This is a genomic window from Pedobacter heparinus DSM 2366, assembly GCF_000023825.1.
GTDB lineage: Bacteria > Bacteroidota > Bacteroidia > Sphingobacteriales > Sphingobacteriaceae > Pedobacter > Pedobacter heparinus.
Map to the genome: position 1 here is coordinate 154,658 of NC_013061.1, position 19,032 is coordinate 173,689.

The following is a 19,032-nucleotide window of genomic DNA, read 5'->3' on the forward strand; positions in this document are numbered from 1 at the left end:
TTGTATATTATAAATGTTTTGGGGTTGCAAAAGTATTGCTTTTTAATGAGATAGGAAAATAAAAGATGATTTATTTGTCGTTTCTTCTATCACCCGATTGCAAGTTTTACTAAAATCAAATAATTACGCCGTATTTTTACGGGCATGAGTTTTCAATCCGAAATCGTAAACTGGTACTTAAACCATAAAAGGGACCTACCCTGGCGGGGTACTACAGATGCATACATCATCTGGTTATCCGAAGTGATCCTGCAGCAAACCCGGGTAGACCAGGGCCTGCCCTATTTCAATAATTTTTTACAGAACTATCCAACTGTGCTCGACTTTGCCAGCGCCAGTGAAACACAGGTGCTTAAACTATGGCAGGGGCTTGGCTATTATTCCAGAGGCAGGAACATGCTTTTTACAGCCAGGCAGGTGCGCGACCTGCATGGTGGCGTTTTTCCGGTGCGCTATGATCAGCTCATTAAACTAAAAGGGATTGGCGAGTATACCGCCGCTGCCATTGCTTCTTTTTCTTCAAATGAATCAAAAGCAGTGCTCGATGGCAATGTGTTCCGTGTATTGTCCCGTTATTTCGGTATAGAAAGCCCCATAAACAGCAGCACCGGTAAAAAACAGTTCGCAGACCTGGCCCAGTCACTCATCAGTGGCCAGCAGCCTTCAGTATACAATCAGGCCATTATGGAGTTCGGCGCATTGCAGTGCAAACCCAAATCTCCCAATTGTGGTATATGTCCGGTTCAGGACAGCTGTTTTGCTCAAAAGCATCATCTGGTCGGTACGCTTCCTGTAAAATTGAACAAACTGAAAAAACGTACCCGCTATTTCAACTATTTCCTGTGTATGGAAGGCGACAATATCCTGGTCAAAAAAAGGAGCCCTGGCGATATATGGCAGGAATTATATGATTTTCCACTCATCGAAACAGACCGGCCTTTTCTGGAAGATCCCGAAAAGTTTGCCCCTTTGTTACAGGAAAGCTTTGGCGCAGCTTGTAAAGTCAGGACTTTATCCCATCAAAAACATTTATTAACACACCAAACTATATATGTTCAATTTTTTGGTTTAGATAATTATATCATTAACTTTAATCAGAATGCAGAAATAAAATGGGTCTCATTGCCGGAATTCGACGAATTGCCGCAACCTAAAGTGATCACCAATTTTGTTTGTAAGCATTTTATTACATAGAAAAACCAAAATTCATGTCAGGTATTAACAAAGTTATTTTAGTCGGGCATTTAGGAAAAGATCCTGAAGTCAGACATTTGGACGGGGGGGTAACTGTAGCAAGTTTCCCACTGGCAACATCAGAGACCTATAACAAAGATGGCAAGCGCATAGAGCAAACAGAATGGCACAACATTGTTTTATGGAGGGGCCTGGCAGAAGTTGCCTCTAAATATTTGCAAAAAGGCAAGCTGGTTTATATTGAGGGTAAACTGCGTACCCGATCTTTTGAAGACCGGGAAAAAATAAAGAAATACGTTACAGAAGTTGTAGCCGAAAACTTTACCATCCTGGGCAGGAAAAGTGATTTTGAACAAACACCGGTCAGCAGTGAGGGCACAACACCTAAAAGTGAAAGTGAGTATACCGATCTTACTGACCCATCCGGAGATTTACCTTTCTAAATAAAAAAGGGGTGTTTTTTTGAAAGCACCCCTTTTCTAAATTATTCTACGGTAACCGATTTGGCCAGGTTCCTTGGCTGGTCTACATTACAGCCTCTCAGCACCGCTATATGGTACGATAGCAATTGTAAAGGTATGGTAGCCAGTAAAGGCAAAAAGGCCTCACTTGCATCAGGTATCTCAATGCAGTAATCTGCCATTTTTCTAACCTCAACATCACCCTCGGTCACAATAGCAAGTACAATTCCTTTTCTGGCCTTTACTTCCTGTATGTTGCTGATCACCTTCTCATATGAAGAATTTTTAGTCGCAATCACCACCACCGGCATTTCCTCGTCAATTAAAGCAATAGGCCCGTGTTTCATCTCGGCCGCAGGATAACCCTCGGCATGGATATAAGAGATCTCTTTCAGCTTTAAAGCGCCTTCTAAAGCCACAGGGAAACCACTTCCCCTGCCCAGGAACAAACAGTTCCTCGAATCTTTAAATTTTTCGGAAATTTCCCTGATCATGCTGTCCGATTCCAGGGCCCGCTCAATCTTTGCCGGGATACAATCCAGTTCGGTCAGCAGTTCTACCAGTTTAGAATGGGTCAGCGTGCCTTTTTGCTGTGCCATGTAAAAGGCCATCAGGGTAAGTACCGTTACCTGGGCGGTAAAGGCCTTGGTAGATGCCACACCAATTTCCGGCCCGGCATGTGTATATACACCTGCATGGGTAAGCCTTGGTATAGAAGCCCCCACCACATTACATACCCCAAAAATTGTTGCCCCTTTTTCCTTGGCCATTTCAATTGCTGCCATGGTATCGGCCGTTTCACCCGATTGCGAAATGGCAATCACCACATCCTTCTCTGTAATGATCGGATTGCGGTACCTGAATTCCGAGGCATACTCCACTTCAACAGGGATGCGTGCATATTCTTCAATCAGGTACTCCCCAACCAAACCTGCATGCCAGGAAGTTCCGCAGGCTACAATGATGATCCGGTCTATGTTTTTCAGTTTATCTGCATACTCTTTAATGCCACCCAGCTGAACCTTGCCCTCATTGGGATAAATCCGGCCGCGCATGCAGTCTCTTATGGAGCGCGACTGCTCAAAGATCTCTTTCAGCATAAAGTGCTCATAGCCGCCTTTTTCCAGCATCTCAAGCTTCAGCTCCAGTTCCTGGATATAAGGGCTCTGTACCACATTGTCAAGCCGTTTAATGAGCAGTTCATCGCGTTTCAGAAATGCAATCTCATTGTCGTTCAGGTAAATTACATTTTTAGTGTATTCTACAATCGGCGTAGCATCAGAAGCAATAAAATACTCTCCGTCGCCTACACCGATCACCATAGGACTGCCTTTTCTGGCTGCAATCAGCTGCCCTGGCTGGTCTTCATCCATCACGACTATGGCATAAGCACCACTTACTTCGTTCAATGCCAGCCTAACCGCCTCTAAAAGGTCCGTATTGTCATTCTTATAAATCTCTTCTATCAGGTGTACCAGTACTTCTGTATCCGTATCACTTTTAAATTCATGGCCACGGGTCATCAGTTCTTCTTTCAGGGTGGCATAATTTTCAATGATCCCGTTATGGATAATGGTCAGTTTACCATTGTTTGAAGTATGGGGATGCGAGTTCCTGTCGGAGGGTGCACCATGCGTTGCCCATCGGGTATGCCCGATGCCAATGGTACCGTTTAGGTTTTTGCCGGCAGCAAAATTTTCCAGTTCCTGTACTTTTCCGGCTTTTTTATAAATGTTTAACCCCGTGTCATTGATCAGGGCAATACCGGCACTGTCATAGCCACGGTATTCCAGTCTTTTTAGTCCTTTAATAACAATGGGCCAGGCTTCTCTATGGCCGATGTAACCAACTATTCCACACATACAATAGGTTTATATTTTGTTGTAAATAAAAATCCCCCGAAAGTAATTATTCTCGGGGGATTTGACCACAAAATCAGGTGAAATTAATTTACCTGCGTGTAGTAAATATTTAATTTTAAGCTCTTTTCGCCTGTTGCACGCGGATATTTGAACTTGTTGATCACAGAGCGGGCAGCCGAGGTTACCGAAGGACTGATGTTAAATTCTGTTAAAGAACTTGGTGCCAAAAAGGTTCCATAGTCTTCCGTTTTTCCGTCCATTAAGTCCTGAATATAACTCGTTACCGTAAACAAATATCTTTTACGAACAGAGTCAAAATAACCACCAAATAATACCTCGCTGCCAAGCGCCCTTGGGTCGCCCGCATACTGTCCCTGTATGGCATTGTCATTATCCGGAATATTGGCACGTTGCGATGCAATGTCAAGTCTGTATAAAGAAAGTCTTTGTGCCGCGCTAAAAGGAAACACATCCGTCCCATCGTTCAGGTCAATCACCAGTTCCGCTTTATTGATGATGATCTTGGTATTGGGGTTGCCACCGTTCTCCGGTTTTTTTGCATTGGCCACAAAATTTTTCAGGTAAGGGAAAGAGATTTTATTCCTCAATCCACCCAGGGCCTGCAAATAAGTAATTGCATAAGGTGTAGCCGGGTTAGGTACATCCAGCTGGGTTTTAACCGGCGTACCCGTATAATCGTGCTTAATGGTCGCCGTTACTGGTCCGGTAGCCGTACCAATAGGGAAACTTGTCGCTACTGTGTCTGTTGCGGTAGTGGTTGTTGCATTTTGTCTTTTGTAGTATACCTCTATCTTGCCATCCGTTCCGCTCAGGTTAAAGAAGACGATCCCGCCTTTATCTGTCGTAGTGGCGGTCAGGTGCAGGCCTTTAAAAGCTTTAAAGAAGTTGGCCTGTTTGGATAAGGTAACCGAATCCAGGTTAATGATGTTGTTCTGGATAAAAGAATTATCCAGCTTGATCCGCATTTGTGGCACCACTGTTTTCAGCGTATCGGCTGCGCCGGCAACAATATCATAGATCTTTAATTTTGTATTGGGCTTAATCTTGCCGCTAAAAGTACCCAGTACGGTTGCAGCAGCAGGCCAGTCTTTATCTGTAGGGTACGATGTTTCTTTAGAGATGTCGTTCGTCAGCTGGTTTACCTTCACTGTGTAAACCGGTACAATGGTATCGCCATACAACTGGGTCGAATAAGGTAAAACAAGAACCGCCGAATCAATAACTGCGTTGGTGCCAAATTTATAGCCCGTACTTGGCAGGCCTACAGCCATGGCCACGGCCGCTTCCGATTTACCGAAAACAGGGTCTACCATTACCCCAAGCGGATGTCTGACCAGGCCAACGCCCGAAGCTACTTCATCTTTCAGGGTTTGTGAAGTCACCGTAGCCGAATCCATCAGCGTGCCTTTAATGGCATAATCAGGGTCAAGGTCCAAACCTATGGTATTGGAGTCTTTACAGGAAGCAAAAAGAAAAAGACCTATCAACAGGGTTAATAAGTCTTGTTTTGTAAATTTCATATATAATTTAATAATACCTGAGTTTATGCTATTGAAGCCAATTCTTCATTTGAAATCTCCTCGTATAAAGTGTAGAAGTTTTCAAAATTTTCGGTTAAATTATAAGCTAAAGTTGGTTTATTAGAATCTTTAACAAATTTTAACACATCGCTGCCAATATTTTCATCAGCCAGCACTACGGCGTCACTATAACTTACAGCACCTTTATGCAGGGTATCGCAATTTGCATTTTCGAACATCTTAGTGTCCTCAAGCGTCATTGCACTCATTACAGCCTTTTTATGCAGATCGGCATTTAAAGTTTCTGTAAAGCAGTTCTCGTAAATAGAATACACTACTTTCGAGTTTTTAAAGGTAGGGTCGTTTTTATAGGTCGTTTTAATATATGCAGGCACCAGTGCCGTCATCCAGCCATGGCAGTGTACAATATCCGGGGCCCAGCCCAATTTCTTAACGGTTTCCAGTGCGCCTTTGCAAAAGAAGATCGTTCTCTCGTCATTGTCGGCATAAAACTTCTCTTCTTTATCCCTGAATACATGCTTGCGCTGAAAATAATCTTCATTGTCAAGAAAATAAACCTGCATGCGTGCAGCCGGAATAGAGGCCACCTTTATAATTAATGGGTTGTCATTGTCATCAATAATAATGTTCATTCCTGAAAGACGGATAACCTCGTGCAATCTGTTCCTTCTTTCGTTAATGTTCCCGAACCTCGGCATTAAAATGCGGATTTCAAATCCTTTATCCTGCATTGCCTGTGGTAGTTGACGGGTAATTTCAGAAATCTTTGTGAGTTCAAGGAAAGGCGACATCTCGTGTGTAACAATCAGTAGCTTCGTTTTTGCCATCTCCATATTCTAAATAAAAATTTATGTTAAAGAAAAGATTATCAAGGGGCAAAGGTAAGCAAAATAATAACATTTATCAATAATATACGCAAGATGTTTTGTTGGGAATGTATAATTAACCAACTTTGCCCCTTGAAATTTTACAGGCTGGTTTGAAAGTTATAAATACCATAGCGGCATTAAAGTCGCTGCTTGAACCAATAAAGTTGGCTCAACAGAAAATTGCCTTAGTGCCCACCATGGGCGCTTTGCATAAAGGACACGTATCGCTGATCAACATTGCACAGCAACAGGCTGATGTGGTGGTATGCAGTATTTTTGTAAACCCAACCCAGTTTACCGATCCCAAAGACCTCGAAAAATACCCCCGCCCCCTGGAGCACGACATGAAAATGCTGGAAGATGCCGGATGTAATGTGGTTTTTATGCCCTCGGTTACTGAAATGTACCCCCGGCCGGAAGTATGGCACATAGACCTTGGCCCTGCCGAATTCCTTTTGGAAGGTGCATTCCGTAAAGGCCATTACCAGGGCGTAACCCAAATCGTAAAAAAGCTTTTTGATGCCGTAAACCCCGATATTGCCTTTTTTGGCCAGAAAGATTTTCAGCAGGTGCTGATGATCAAAAATATGGTGGCTTATTTTAATATGCCTGTAGAGATCGTTTCCTGCCCCATCATCAGGGAAGAAGATGGTCTGGCCATGAGCTCACGCAACATCCACCTCACAGCAGCCGACCGGAAAAACGCGCTGGTCTTGAGCAGGGCATTAGGTTATGTACAGGATAATTTTACAGCACACAGTATTCCTGAACTGTTAAAAGAAGCAGGAAAAATGATCAGCAATACCCCCGGTGTAGTACTCGATTATTTTACCATTGCCAACGGCGAAACCCTGCTGCCCGAAGAAGATAAGACCCATCACCCTATTGTGGCGCTGGTTGCCGCCAGGGTTGGCCAAACCCGTCTTATTGATAATATGATACTGAACTGAAATAAGAAAAAACGCTTATTCATAAAATTAGCTAACTTTGCATCATGATTATCGAGATCTTAAAATCGAAAATACACCGTGTTAGAGTAACACAGGCAGAACTGAACTACGTTGGCAGCATTACCATAGATGAGGATCTGATGGATGCGGCCCAGATCATCCCGAACGAGAAAGTACAGATCGTAAACAACAATAACGGCGAACGCTTCGAAACTTATGTCATCAAGGGCGCACGTGGCAGTGGTACCATCTGTTTAAACGGTGCAACTGCCCGGAAAGTCCAGGTTGGCGATATCCTGATCATCATGTCTTACGGTTCCTTGCCCATAGAAGAAGCCAGAAAATACCACCCTATCCTTGTATTCCCCGACGATAACAATCACCTTTTAAAGTAGTATCGTTTTCGCTTTGTAAAATAATGTTATGCAGCCATAGTAATTTGCCCCGAAATTATATAAATTTGGCCTAACTTATTATTTTACAATATTATTATGCTATTTCAACTCAATGAAGAACAATTGATGATCCGGCAGGCTGCAAGGGATTTTGCGCAGACTGAACTTAAGCCCGGGGTTATCGAAAGAGATGAGCACCAGAAATTCCCTGCAGAACAGGTAAAAAAGCTTGGGGAACTGGGTTTTCTGGGGATGATGGTGTCTGAAAAATACAATGGCAGTGGCCTTGATGCCCTGTCGTACGTCCTGGTCATGGAAGAGCTTTCTAAGGTAGATGCCTCTGCTTCGGTGGTGGTATCTGTAAACAATTCCCTGGTGTGTTTCGGACTGGAAGCTTATGGCTCCGATTTTCAAAAAGAAAAATATTTAAAGCCCCTGGCTGCCGGTGAAAAGATCGGTGCCTTCTGCTTATCAGAACCCGAAGCAGGTTCTGATGCTACCTCACAACAAACCACAGCTGAAGATAAAGGCGATCACTACCTGTTAAACGGCACCAAAAACTGGATTACCAATGGAGGTACAGCTTCTACCTACCTGGTTATTGCACAAACAGATAAATCTTTAAGACATAAGGGGATCAATGCTTTTATTGTTGAAAAGGGCATGGAAGGTTTTACAGTGGGCCCCAAAGAAAACAAGATGGGCATCCGCGGTTCAGATACACATTCGCTGATGTTCAATGATGTGAAGGTGCCCAAAGAAAACCGTATTGGTGAAAATGGCTTTGGCTTTAAGTTTGCCATGAAAACCCTTGAAGGTGGCCGCATAGGCATTGCCGCCCAGGCCCTGGGTATTGCTGCAGGTGCGTACGAACTTGCCCTGGACTATGCAAAACAACGTAAGGCCTTCGGTAAACCTATTGCTGAACATCAGGCCATTGCCTTTAAACTGGCCGATATGGCTACGCATATAGAAGCGGCCCGTTTACTGGTTTATAAAGCGGCATGGTTAAAAGATCAGGGGCAACCTTATACACTAGCCGGCTCTATGGCCAAACTTTATGCTTCTAAAGTGGCTATGGAAGTAACTGTAGAGGCTGTCCAGATCCATGGCGGTTATGGTTTTGTGAAGGAATATCATGTGGAGCGCTTAATGCGCGATGCAAAAATTACACAGATCTATGAAGGAACTTCAGAGATCCAGAAAATGGTGATCTCGAGGGAGATCATCCGGTAAAGTATTTTGGAGGTTCAGCTAAAAACAAAATTACCATTCTCTTCGTACGCGGATTTACTCGGAGCTTTTTATTTTGAGTTGTTGTCTCGTAGAGCTCCTTTCAGTCGGTTTTTAAGGCGCGAAAAGTGCATAAAAATAATGCATCCTCTGAGAAGGTAATTTTGTTTTTAAACGCCGAATTTTTAAGCGTTTAATCTTTATCTGTTCCCATCACCGCGTTAAATATCGCTTTGATCAGTGCCACAACAATGGCCAGGAAGGCTGCCGACCAGAAGCCCGAAGTGTTAAATCCGGTCATCATTTTATCGACCAGCAGGATCATCAGTACGGTAATGATAAATGAAACCAGGCCAAGGGTTAAAAAATTAACCGGAAAGGTAAGCAACCTTAAAATAAAGCCAAGGGTTGCATTAACCAGGGCAATCAGCACGGCAGCAATAATAGCCGATCCGTAGCCATCTACCTGCACACCCGGTACAATGTATGCACCAATCAGTACAGCCAGGCCCATCAATAAAATTTCTACAATCAGTCTCATAATGTTTAATTTAGCGGTATGGTTAAAAATTCTGTTAAGTTGTCAGTCGCTTTTTGTGCGCTGATGGCATTGTTTGCCTGTTCATCTGCAAATAATAAGCCACTTTTAATTGGTTTTAACACCGATAGTACCGCTATTGTTTTTAACCAGATTGAACAGAGCGGCTTACTGGAACTGCAGCAGCTGCAAGCCGGAGATTCTACTTTTAACAACCTGGTATCTGTTTTACAAACTCCTTCTGAAAAAGACAGCACAATTAAAGAAACCCCGGTTGAAGGCCGTTTTACCGTTACCGATAGCAACCTGGTCTTTATCCCCATCTCGTCTTTTGTAAAGGGAAGAGATTACCTGGTGATTACCCACCTGAATGCGAAGTTTGGCAATATGAAAGATTTGCTGAGCGGAGAATTGAAAAACAGGGTAAGACCAGTGCAGAAACTGTTGCGCAGATAAGGACATGTCCTCACATCGTACACACATTATTCACACTTTGTTCACAAAAAGGTACCTGTTTGTGGGTTTGGTGTGAAGGATGGGTGAATAATGTGTGAAGAACGGCTTTCTTTGTGAACAAGAGAACTCATTGTATTCTAGCATTTTTAGTTTTTAAAAATATTTCTTACATTTGCACAGTAATAGAGGTAAGAGGGGGCAGAAGTCCCCTCTTTTCTGTTATTGGCAAATTGGTTATGCAGGTAGAAAAAAGAGTTACAGAATTGGTTGAGGAGAAGATTTCGGACAGGCCGGAATTGTTTTTAGTTGAAGTAAAGATGCTGCCAAACAACAAACTTATTATTCATGTTGATGGCGATGAGGGGATCAGTATTCAGGATTGCGCCGCCATCAGCAGGCATGTAGGTTTTCATTTGGAAGAGGAAAATACGATAGAAAAAGCATATAACCTGGAAGTATCTTCACCTGGTGTTGGCGAGCCTTTAAAGCTGAAAAGACAATACCTTAAAAATGTTGGCCGCGAACTAAGCGTTAAGCTGGATGGAGGCGAAGTAAAAGAAGGTAAATTGCTTGCTGCAGATGAACAGGGCATAACCATCGAGGCAAAAATAAAAGAAAAAGGCAAAAAAGTCCAGCTGGTGGAAACCAGGATAGACTTTAATAAAATAATAGAAACAAAGGTTTTAATTTCATTTAAATAAAAATGAGCAATATTAATTTAATCGATTCATTTCAAGAGTTTAAAGACTTCAAGAACATCGACCGTCCTACAGTGATCAGTGTGCTGGAAGAGGTATTTCGCAGTATGCTGCGCAAAAAATATGGTACTGATGAGAATTGTGACGTAATTGTTAACCCGGATAACGGTGATTTGGAAATCTGGCGTACCAGAAAAGTGATGGAGGATGGTTTTTCTGAGGATGACGATCTGGAAATTGAACTTGCAGAGGTAAAACAACTGGATCCGGATATGGAAGTTGGCGACGATTACATTGAGCAGATCACTTTGGAAAGCTTTGGCCGCAGGGCGATTTTAGCTGCCCGTCAGACCCTGGTTTCTAAAGTTCTGGAACTGGAGAAAGACGAGATCTTTAAAAAATATAAAGACAGGGTTGGTGAGATTGTGACCGGTGAGGTTTACCAGGTATGGAAAAAAGAAACCCTGGTGCTGGATGATGAAGGCAACGAGCTGATGATGCCTAAAACAGAGCAGATACCGGCCGATTATTTCAAAAAAGGGGATACTGTACGTGCAGTGATCCTGAAGGTGGATATGGTAAATGCTACACCTAAGATTATCATTTCGAGGATTGCACCTGAATTTTTACAGCGCCTGTTTGAAATTGAGGTTCCTGAGATCTTTGATGGTCTGATCACCATTAAAAAGATTGTTCGTGAGCCAGGCGAAAGAGCTAAGGTTGCGGTAGAATCTTACGATGACAGGATTGACCCGGTGGGTGCCTGTGTAGGTATGAAAGGTTCGCGTATCCATGGGATCGTAAGAGAGCTGAAAAACGAGAATATTGACGTAATTAACTTTACCAATAACATTTCACTATACATCACAAGGGCTTTGAGCCCGGCCAAGATCACTTCTATTAAATTAGATGATGAAACCAAACATGCTTCGGTTTACCTGAAGCCTGACCAGGTTTCACTGGCCATAGGCCGTGGTGGGCATAACATTAAACTGGCCGGTAAATTGACCGGTTATGAAATTGATGTATACCGTGAAGCAGGTGAAGAAGACGAAGATGTGGACATCGAAGAATTCTCGGATGAGATCGATAGCTGGATCATTGATGAGCTGAAAGCGATAGGCTGTGATACGGCAAAAAGTGTGCTGGCACTTTCTGTAGACGAATTGGTTAAACGTACCGATTTAGAGGAAGAAACCATCAAAGAAGTGATGAGTATTTTAAAATCAGAATTTGAATAATACAAAAACTCCCCGCTACAGATGAAATAAACAAGAATAAACGTTACTTTTGTATAAGAATTAAAGAAAAAATAGGATATCAATGTCAGACGACAAACCAATAATTTTATTTAAAGCAGTTAAGGAACTTAACGTAGGAATTGCTACGGCCGTTGAGTTTTTAGAAAAGAAAGGCTTTTCTGTTGAGAATAAACCCACTACTAAGCTCTCCCGCGACATGTATAATGCATTGTTGAAAGAGTTTCAGGGCGATAAGATCGTAAAAGAAGAAGCCAATCAGATTGTTATTGGTAAAATTCGTCGTGATGAGCCTGAAGTAACTGAGAAAGTTACGGAAGCACCTAGAAAAAATGTTGAATTTGAAAACGAAGGGATTTTAGTTAAAAACCTTCATTCTTATACTCCTCCTGCTGCAGAAAAGCCTAAAGAAGAGGCTCCTGCCCCTGTTGAAAAACCGGAAGAAAAAGTGGATGAAGGTGCTTTACCTGGTGTGAAAATAGTAGGAAAGATCAACCTTGATGATTTAAATGCCAAAACACGCCCTGTTAAGAAGGAGGAAACGCCTGAACCGGAACCTAAAGCTGAAGCAGCCCTTGCTCCGGTCGCTCCGGTTGAAAAAGCGCCTGAGCCGGTTAAGGAAGTAGAGAAGCCGGTTGAACAGCCTGTTGCAGAAATAAAACCTGAACCTGTTAAGCCTGTGGAAACACCAAAAGCCGAGGAGCAGCCTAAACCGGTTGCAGAGGCACCGGTGGTAAAAACTCCTGAACCACCAGCAGCACCTAAAGTGGCTCCTGAGCCACCTAAAGTGGAAAAACCTGAAGAAAACGAGGTAATCAAAGCCCGCTCCGTAAAACTTTCGGGCCCAAATATCATTGGTAAGATTACTTTACCGGTAACTCCCGACCGTAAATCTCAGCCTGTAGCATCTTCTGGTGAGAGTGCAGATGCAAAAAGAAAGCGTAAGCGCAAAAAAACACCTGGAGGACATCCTGGTCAGGCTGGTCAGCACGGACAGCAAGGTAGCAACCAGCATGGTGGTCAGCAAAGCCCGCAACAGGGCGGACAGCCAGGTGCGGCTAAACCTGCACCAACATTTGGCAACAGACCTGATTTCAGGAACAACACCAACAATACAGCCAACAGGCCTAATTTCAGGAACAATAAGCCGGGAGCACCGGCTGGCGGACCTAAAGAAGAGCCTACGGAAAAAGAAATACAGGACCAGATCAAAGCAACACTTGCCCGTTTAAGCGGAGCTGGTAAATCGGGTAAATTTGCACAGCGTGCCAAACTGCGCCGCCAGAAACGTGACGATGTGGCTATGTCGGCCGATGAGGCTGCAATGGAGCAGGAATTACAATCGCGTGTACTTAAAGTAACCGAGTTTGTAACTGCAAATGAACTGGCTACGATGATGGATGAACCGGTTACAAAAATTATCGCGACTTGTATGAGTCTGGGTATGTTTGTTTCCATCAACCAACGTCTGGATGCTGAAACATTAACCATTGTTGCAGATGAGTTTGGTTACGAAATCCAGTTTGTTAAACCGGATGATGAAAGCGATATCCTGATTGAAGAAGAGGATTCAGAAGAAGATTTATTGCCAAGGGCTCCGGTTGTAACCATTATGGGACACGTGGATCATGGTAAAACATCTTTGCTGGATTATATTCGTAAAGCAAATGTGGTAGCCGGTGAGGCGGGTGGTATTACCCAGCACATCGGTGCATATATGGTAACTACCTCTACAGGTAAAAAAGTAACTTTCCTGGATACACCGGGTCACGAGGCCTTTACGGCGATGCGTGCCAGGGGTGCCAAGGTAGCGGATATTGCCATTATTGTTGTTGCTGCGGATGATGCGGTGATGCCTCAGACCAAAGAGGCCATCAACCATGCACAGGCTGCAGGTGTGCCATTGGTATTTGCCTTTACAAAAATTGATAAACCGGGTGCAAACTCCGATAAAATACGGGAACAGCTCTCGATCATGAATATTCTGGTTGAGGATTGGGGCGGAAACTTCCAGTCGCAGGAAATTTCGGGTAAGAGTGGTTTGAATGTAGACTTGCTTTTAGAAAAAGTTTTACTGGAAGCAGAATTGCTGGATCTTAAAGCAAATCCAAACAAGCGTGCCACAGGTAGTGTAATTGAAGCTACACTGGATAAAGGACGTGGTATTGTAACTACAGTACTTGTTCAGGCTGGTACACTAAAAGTAGGAGATCCGATCCTTGCAGGTAGTTATAGCGGACGTGTAAAAGCGCTGTTTAACGAACGTGGACAGAAGGTTGATAAGGCAGGACCATCAGTGCCGGTACAGGTATTGGGTATGCAGGGTGCACCTACTGCGGGCGACAGGTTCAACGCACTGGAAAGTGAAGTTGAAGCCAGAGAGATTGCAAACAAGCGTTTACAATTGATGCGTGAGCAGGGGCTTCGTACCCAGAAACACATTACTTTGGATGAGATTGGCCGTCGTTTGGCCATCGGTAACTTTAAAGAGCTGAACCTGATTGTTAAAGGTGATGTGGATGGTTCTATCGAGGCTTTATCAGATTCATTACTGAAGCTGTCTACTCCGGAGATACAGATCAATATCATTGGTAAGGCTGTAGGTCAGATCTCAGAATCTGATGTATTGCTGGCATCTGCTTCTGATGCGATCATTGTTGGTTTCCAGGTACGTCCTTCTCCGGGAGCACGTAAACTGGCCGAGGCTGAACAGATCGACATCCGTTTGTATTCTATCATCTACGATGCGATCAATGAGATCAAAGCAGCGATGGAAGGTATGCTTGCGCCTGAGTTTGAAGAGAAGATCACAGCTAACGTAGAGATCAGGGAAACCTTCAAGATCACCAAGGTGGGTACCATTGCAGGATGTATGGTGCTGGATGGTACAATTACACGGAACAGCAAGATCCGTATCGTAAGGGATGGTGTGGTGATCTACACTGGTGAGCTGGCTTCACTGAAACGTTATAAAGATGATGTGAAAGAAGTTTCAAGAGGTTACGAGTGCGGATTAAACATCCAGAACTTCAATAATATTGAAGTGGGCGACATTGTGGAAGCTTACGAACAGGTTGAAGTGAAAAGGAAATTGTAATACTTTAAAAACAGCATATAAAGGCGCTTCAGGATAATTTCTGAAGCGCCTTTTTTTATGCGCGTAATTGCTTTCTTTTTTTAAATTTGACGGGTATGAATATTAAGAGAAGCATTGGTAAAAGGCTCCATAAAATGTTTGGCAGGAAAAAAAAAGACCAGCCGGTAGGCCCTTTAACTAATTTGTACCAGACAAATTATGATAGAACGGTACTGATCTCTTACCTGACCACCCCCTTTTATAAGGCCAATGATTTTACGCATCAGAACTACCTGACCTCACATATTGTAGCGGAGAGTTTTTCAGCGCTTGGGTATAATGTGGATGTAGTAGATTATTCGGACAGCTCTGAGCTCAACTATGATAAATATGCAGTGATATTTGGGATGGGTAAACGGATGGAGCAATCTTTTTATGAGCAGAACAGGCTCATACCCAGAGTTTACTTTGTGACGGGTGCGCATGACGACCTGCACAACAGGATGGGCTTAAAGAGTATTAAGGATTTTTATGCCTTGTCGGGATTGTGGCTTCCCGAAGAAACAAATATTTTGACAGATAGCAGTTATTATACGGTGTTTAATGCTGATTTCGCCATTATTTTTGCCCGGGGTTATATCTATGAAGATTATAAGTCGCGCTTTGAGCAGGAAATTTTTTCTTTAAACAACAATATCCTGAATGTTTTTTCGGATTGTAAGCCTAAATCAGCAGCCGGACGCAGTTCGGGATTTCTATATCTGAGCGGGGGGAAGCAGCTGACCAAAGGACTGCCACTCTTTTTAGAAGTGGCCAGGTTACACAAAGACCTGAAATTTTATGTGGTGGTGCCCGATTTAAATCAAGCGTTGGAAGACTATTATAAAGATGTTTTTGCGCCCGAAGGCAATGTATCTTTGTTTAAGAACCTGAGGATGGATGGGAAGGAGATGAAAGCGATTGTGGAGGCCTGTAGCTATGTAGTTGCGCCAAGTTATATTGATGGCTTGCCCGGGGGTACGATTGAGCCTATGTCGGCTGGGCTGGTCCCTATAGTAAGCAGGTACTGTGGTTTCCCTAAACAAGATTTTATATTCGAAATGGAGACCCTGTCTGTAGCCGGGTTGCAGGAGATGTTTGCCAGGGTGCTGGCCATGGATGATGAGGCCTATATGAATTGCAGCAATGCGGTTAAAGCTTATACACAGAAGAATTTTTCTGCTGCTCAGGTTAAAGAGGAATTAATAGAGATATTAAAGGCAAAATTATCATGATCTTTGTATCATATCCAGATCAGAGAGCTTGATTTTTTTAATTAATTTGATGGCTGTTTGGATATATAAAAATTGGTAAGGGTTTGAGGTTTAATGGTATTAGGTTTTTCTTGATTTTTAGCTTTACCCTGGTGTTTAGCTTTACAATGTACGGACAGGTAAAAATGCCCGTATGTGGCCCGTATGCCCAATTTTATAATAAAGATAGTATAAACGTTACCAGTTTTGGAGCCAGTACTGTACAGGGAAACGGGGAAATGCTCAATTTTCAGACTCCGTTAAAGGCCTTTCTGGAGCGTTGTTATACAGGGAAACAGGTGCAGGTGTCTAACTATGGCATAGCCGGAGAGACCACCGCTATGGGTTTACTCCGCTTTGACAATGCTATAGCCCAAAAGACCGGGTTTTTATTGATTCTTATGGGGGCCAATGATGCCATTCAGATTGCCGATAATAAAGGAAGAGTAAGCTTAACCCTTGATAATATCCGTACTATGGTAAACAAGGCAAAAGAAAAAAAACTGGATGTCATATTAGGTACCCTTCAATATTTTGTTGAACCTGCGGGCAGGACACCTGAAGCCATACTTATGCGACGCAGAAACAGGATAATTGATCAGCTGAATGCAGGTTTTAAGAATTTAGCCAGAGAACTTGGGGTGTTTGTTGCAGACATTAATTCGGTAATTGGTAAGAATAAAGAGCTATATGCAGACATTGTTCATCCAAATGCAAGAGGCTATCGTATTATGGCGCTGGTTTGGTTTGATGCCCTGAACCAGACGATCAACGAGAATTATCTTTCGCCCGGAATTGTACAGAATTTTCCAAACCCTGCTAATGGCTTTACAAAACTTGGATTTAACCTTCCCAGTGCTTCAAGGACCAGGGTAACTTTATACAATATGAGAGGACAAAAAGTGGCCGTTGTTTTTGATGATTTCCGGAATGCAGGGTTTCATGAAGAACAAATATCAACAGAATTGTATCCTTCAGGTGTTTATATATTATATTACGAGCTATTGAACATGAAGTTTTCAAAAAAAATAATTATTGTTCATTAAACCATTTGCTCAATTGCTAATCCATTATTACTTGTTAAGACATGTTAATTTTTTTATATTCTAAATATAAAAGTGGATTTTGCCCTGAATGGAGAAATTAGAAGAAAAAGAAAATGTAAAAGAGAATTTTGACTTTGTAGATACGATCCGGTGCATTTCCATGATGGGAATTGTTTTTGAACATACTTCTGCTGTTGAAACCGGCATCTATAAATCTACTTTTGATACCCTGGTTGAAACCTCATTGATACAATCTTTTAAGTTTAGCACCATAGCTTTCTTTTTAATTGGGGGTATTCTGATCAATCATAAATTTCAGGAATATTCGGCAGGGCAATATTTGAAAAACAGGTTTAAAAAAACAATTAAACCCTGGTTGTTCTGGTTGTTCGTCTATATCGTGCTCATGTGCGTAGACCGCTACGTTTCTTATTTACGTGGAGGTGATACAATAATTGTGACAAATTTTTTTGGTTATGTCTGGCATTTGTTTGGATTTGGGCTATTCTATACCCCAAGCTGGTTTGTGTTAAATTTTTTAATATGTATTTGTATACTCCTTGCCTTCAAAAGATATTTATACAGTTGGATTTTCGGTGCAATTTTAGGATTGATCTCAATTACCTATAGTTTAAATTTATACCACGACTGGTTTATTGCCTCACATTCAACGGCCTTATTTGGCTTTGTATTTTATCTGTGGCTGGGTGTTATCATCAATAAGAACTTTGAGTTGGTTATGGGATACATCCGGCGCATCAGCTGGCCTGTAATAATTCTTCTTGTTGTTGTTACTTTTGGTTTAGCGATTTCAGAATCATGGATACTGATAAAAATTAAGGCCCTGGATGCATACAATACATTAAGAATAACCAATATATTGTATTCTCTTGCCATGTTTGCCCTGCTGTTAAAAATCGGGAAAATTAAATTGTTACATAAACTGGAACCCCGGCAAACCACATTTGGAATCTATCTGGTGCACTTTGTTATCATTGTAAGGCTTATGCCTCTGATTTTTCAACCTTTAAAGTTGAATTATGCAAAGTATTCCGTCTGGCTTAACAGTGGTATCCATCTGCTAACATTTATCGCCGTATATGGTATAAGCTTTGGGCTTGTACAGCTCATAAGAAAAACCAGGTACAGGTGGACCGTTGGATTATAAGAAATATTAATTTTATAAAGCAGCCAGCACATCATTGATCCTGTTAAAATAGGTATGGTTCTTTAGCAGGTTGGCCTGCATCTTTTTGATCATGTGCAGACGTTCCTGAGGATGTGAAATGTAATGATGCGTTTTTTCAATAAAATCGTTGCTGTCGGTTGCAATTACAAGCTCGTCTTCGTTAAAGTATTTCCGGGCAAGCAGGTTGTCGCAAATCTGGAAGCCGCCAAGCATGGTAGAAGTAAATACCCTTTCATTAAGTAATATGTTGTACTTGATCTGCGCAGCTGTATGAACATTTGGGGTGATGTAAGAACGGCTGTATAATTTTTTTGTTTCCGCTGTTTCTGGGTTGATCATGTTGTGCTCAGTATATTCCAGGTGGTTCTTAAACTCCTTTTTTAAAGGTAAAATAACGGAGTTATAAGTGCTGAGCCTATGGCTGACATTCCCGATCCAGAGGAAATCGAATTCTGGATTCAACATGGGTTCGGTAAACCTTGTTTTATCCGCGCAATGCAGCAACTGGATTACCTTAAGCCCCAGCTCCTTTTGATAGCCAGAGAAAAATTGCTCATTAATGAGCTCCTCGTGCTGAGACCAGATTAATATATTATGCCGGGAACTGTATTTATTCAATACACTTTTTGTCTTTTCAAGTATGGTGTCAATTTGTGGCTCATAATTGCAGGGTGAGTAGAACGATCCCCAAAGTACAAGCGCTGTCGGTTTGAGTGTATTTAAAGGGAGGTAGGGGATATTATCAACTGAGGTGAATATGATATCCGGACTGAAAGCAATAAGCTTAACTTTTTCTGCGGGCCAGAAAGAATTTTCCAACTTGGCAATGTCGAAAAACTTAAAAGAATCACCCCGCTCTATAAATGCATTTTTAAAACCATTGGCTACTGTTTTTGCAGCGTAACCCCATTTGTTGTCTGTTTGATAGATATAAGCGATTTTTTTCATTAAA

At 42.3% G+C, this 19,032-nt stretch carries 17 protein-coding genes; 12 read left to right on the plus strand and 5 right to left on the minus strand.

Annotated features, from left to right (window positions below):
* Positions 1-144 precede the first annotated feature (144 nt).
* A complete protein-coding gene (mutY, locus tag PHEP_RS00650; RefSeq protein WP_012780308.1) occupies positions 145-1,194 on the plus strand; it encodes an A/G-specific adenine glycosylase in 1,050 nt (349 codons plus the stop codon).
* Positions 1,195-1,208: 14 nt separating this feature from the next.
* On the plus strand, positions 1,209-1,637 hold the full coding sequence (locus PHEP_RS00655) for a single-stranded DNA-binding protein (protein ID WP_012780309.1): 429 nt from the start codon (positions 1,209-1,211) through the stop codon (positions 1,635-1,637).
* A 41-nt stretch (positions 1,638-1,678) separates the two neighbouring features.
* Here the strand turns inward: PHEP_RS00655 and glmS are convergent, their stop codons facing one another.
* From glmS to PHEP_RS00670, 3 genes are all read right to left on the minus strand, one after another.
* The gene (gene glmS, locus PHEP_RS00660; RefSeq protein WP_012780310.1) at positions 1,679-3,517 is read right to left on the minus strand and encodes a glutamine--fructose-6-phosphate transaminase (isomerizing); all 1,839 of its coding nucleotides are present in this window, start codon (positions 3,515-3,517) and stop codon (positions 1,679-1,681) included.
* Between the two features lie 83 nt (positions 3,518-3,600).
* On the minus strand, positions 3,601-5,058 hold the full coding sequence (locus PHEP_RS00665) for a DUF4270 domain-containing protein (RefSeq protein WP_012780311.1): 1,458 nt from the start codon (positions 5,056-5,058) through the stop codon (positions 3,601-3,603).
* A gap of 23 nt (positions 5,059-5,081) precedes the next feature.
* Entirely contained in the window at positions 5,082-5,906 is an 825-nt protein-coding gene (locus PHEP_RS00670) for a glycogen/starch synthase (protein ID WP_036675367.1), read from the minus strand.
* A 152-nt stretch (positions 5,907-6,058) separates the two neighbouring features.
* Between PHEP_RS00670 and panC the strand changes: the two genes are divergently transcribed.
* The 3 genes from panC to PHEP_RS00685 all read left to right on the plus strand — a co-directional run bounded on the left by panC (position 6,059) and on the right by PHEP_RS00685 (position 8,529).
* The gene (panC, locus tag PHEP_RS00675; RefSeq protein ID WP_012780313.1) at positions 6,059-6,898 is read left to right on the plus strand and encodes a pantoate--beta-alanine ligase; all 840 of its coding nucleotides are present in this window, start codon (positions 6,059-6,061) and stop codon (positions 6,896-6,898) included.
* 44 nt (positions 6,899-6,942) lie between these two features.
* A complete protein-coding gene (gene panD, locus PHEP_RS00680; protein WP_012780314.1) occupies positions 6,943-7,293 on the plus strand; it encodes an aspartate 1-decarboxylase in 351 nt (116 codons plus the stop codon).
* A 96-nt stretch (positions 7,294-7,389) separates the two neighbouring features.
* A complete protein-coding gene (locus PHEP_RS00685) occupies positions 7,390-8,529 on the plus strand; it encodes an acyl-CoA dehydrogenase (protein ID WP_012780315.1) in 1,140 nt (379 codons plus the stop codon).
* 190 nt (positions 8,530-8,719) lie between these two features.
* Here the strand turns inward: PHEP_RS00685 and PHEP_RS00690 are convergent, their stop codons facing one another.
* A complete protein-coding gene (locus PHEP_RS00690; protein ID WP_012780316.1) occupies positions 8,720-9,067 on the minus strand; it encodes a phage holin family protein in 348 nt (115 codons plus the stop codon).
* 18 nt (positions 9,068-9,085) lie between these two features.
* Here PHEP_RS00690 and PHEP_RS00695 point away from each other — a divergent pair, with 18 nt between their 5' ends.
* From PHEP_RS00695 to PHEP_RS00725, 7 genes are all read left to right on the plus strand, one after another.
* Positions 9,086-9,520 (plus strand): hypothetical protein, encoded by a 435-nt coding sequence (locus PHEP_RS00695; RefSeq protein WP_012780317.1) that lies wholly within the window; start codon positions 9,086-9,088, stop codon positions 9,518-9,520.
* Between the two features lie 236 nt (positions 9,521-9,756).
* Positions 9,757-10,221, plus strand: coding sequence for a ribosome assembly cofactor RimP (rimP, locus tag PHEP_RS00700; protein WP_012780318.1), 465 nt, complete (start codon positions 9,757-9,759; stop codon positions 10,219-10,221).
* A gap of 2 nt (positions 10,222-10,223) precedes the next feature.
* Positions 10,224-11,459: a transcription termination factor NusA gene (nusA, locus tag PHEP_RS00705; RefSeq protein WP_012780319.1), complete on the plus strand. Its 1,236-nt coding sequence runs from the start codon at positions 10,224-10,226 to the stop codon at positions 11,457-11,459.
* Positions 11,460-11,541: 82 nt separating this feature from the next.
* Positions 11,542-14,574: a translation initiation factor IF-2 gene (gene infB, locus PHEP_RS00710; protein WP_012780320.1), complete on the plus strand. Its 3,033-nt coding sequence runs from the start codon at positions 11,542-11,544 to the stop codon at positions 14,572-14,574.
* Positions 14,575-14,669: 95 nt separating this feature from the next.
* Positions 14,670-15,827, plus strand: a complete 1,158-nt coding sequence (locus PHEP_RS00715) for a glycosyltransferase family protein (protein WP_012780321.1) — start codon at positions 14,670-14,672, stop codon at positions 15,825-15,827.
* Positions 15,828-15,973: 146 nt separating this feature from the next.
* On the plus strand, positions 15,974-16,891 hold the full coding sequence (locus PHEP_RS00720) for an SGNH/GDSL hydrolase family protein (RefSeq protein WP_012780322.1): 918 nt from the start codon (positions 15,974-15,976) through the stop codon (positions 16,889-16,891).
* An 88-nt stretch (positions 16,892-16,979) separates the two neighbouring features.
* Positions 16,980-18,059: an acyltransferase family protein gene (locus PHEP_RS00725; RefSeq protein WP_012780323.1), complete on the plus strand. Its 1,080-nt coding sequence runs from the start codon at positions 16,980-16,982 to the stop codon at positions 18,057-18,059.
* Between the two features lie 12 nt (positions 18,060-18,071).
* Here the strand turns inward: PHEP_RS00725 and PHEP_RS00730 are convergent, their stop codons facing one another.
* Positions 18,072-19,028 carry a glycosyltransferase family protein gene (locus PHEP_RS00730; RefSeq protein ID WP_012780324.1) on the minus strand — a complete coding sequence of 319 codons (957 nt, stop codon included), beginning with the start codon at positions 19,026-19,028 and terminating at the stop codon, positions 18,072-18,074.
* Positions 19,029-19,032: the final 4 nt, after the last annotated feature.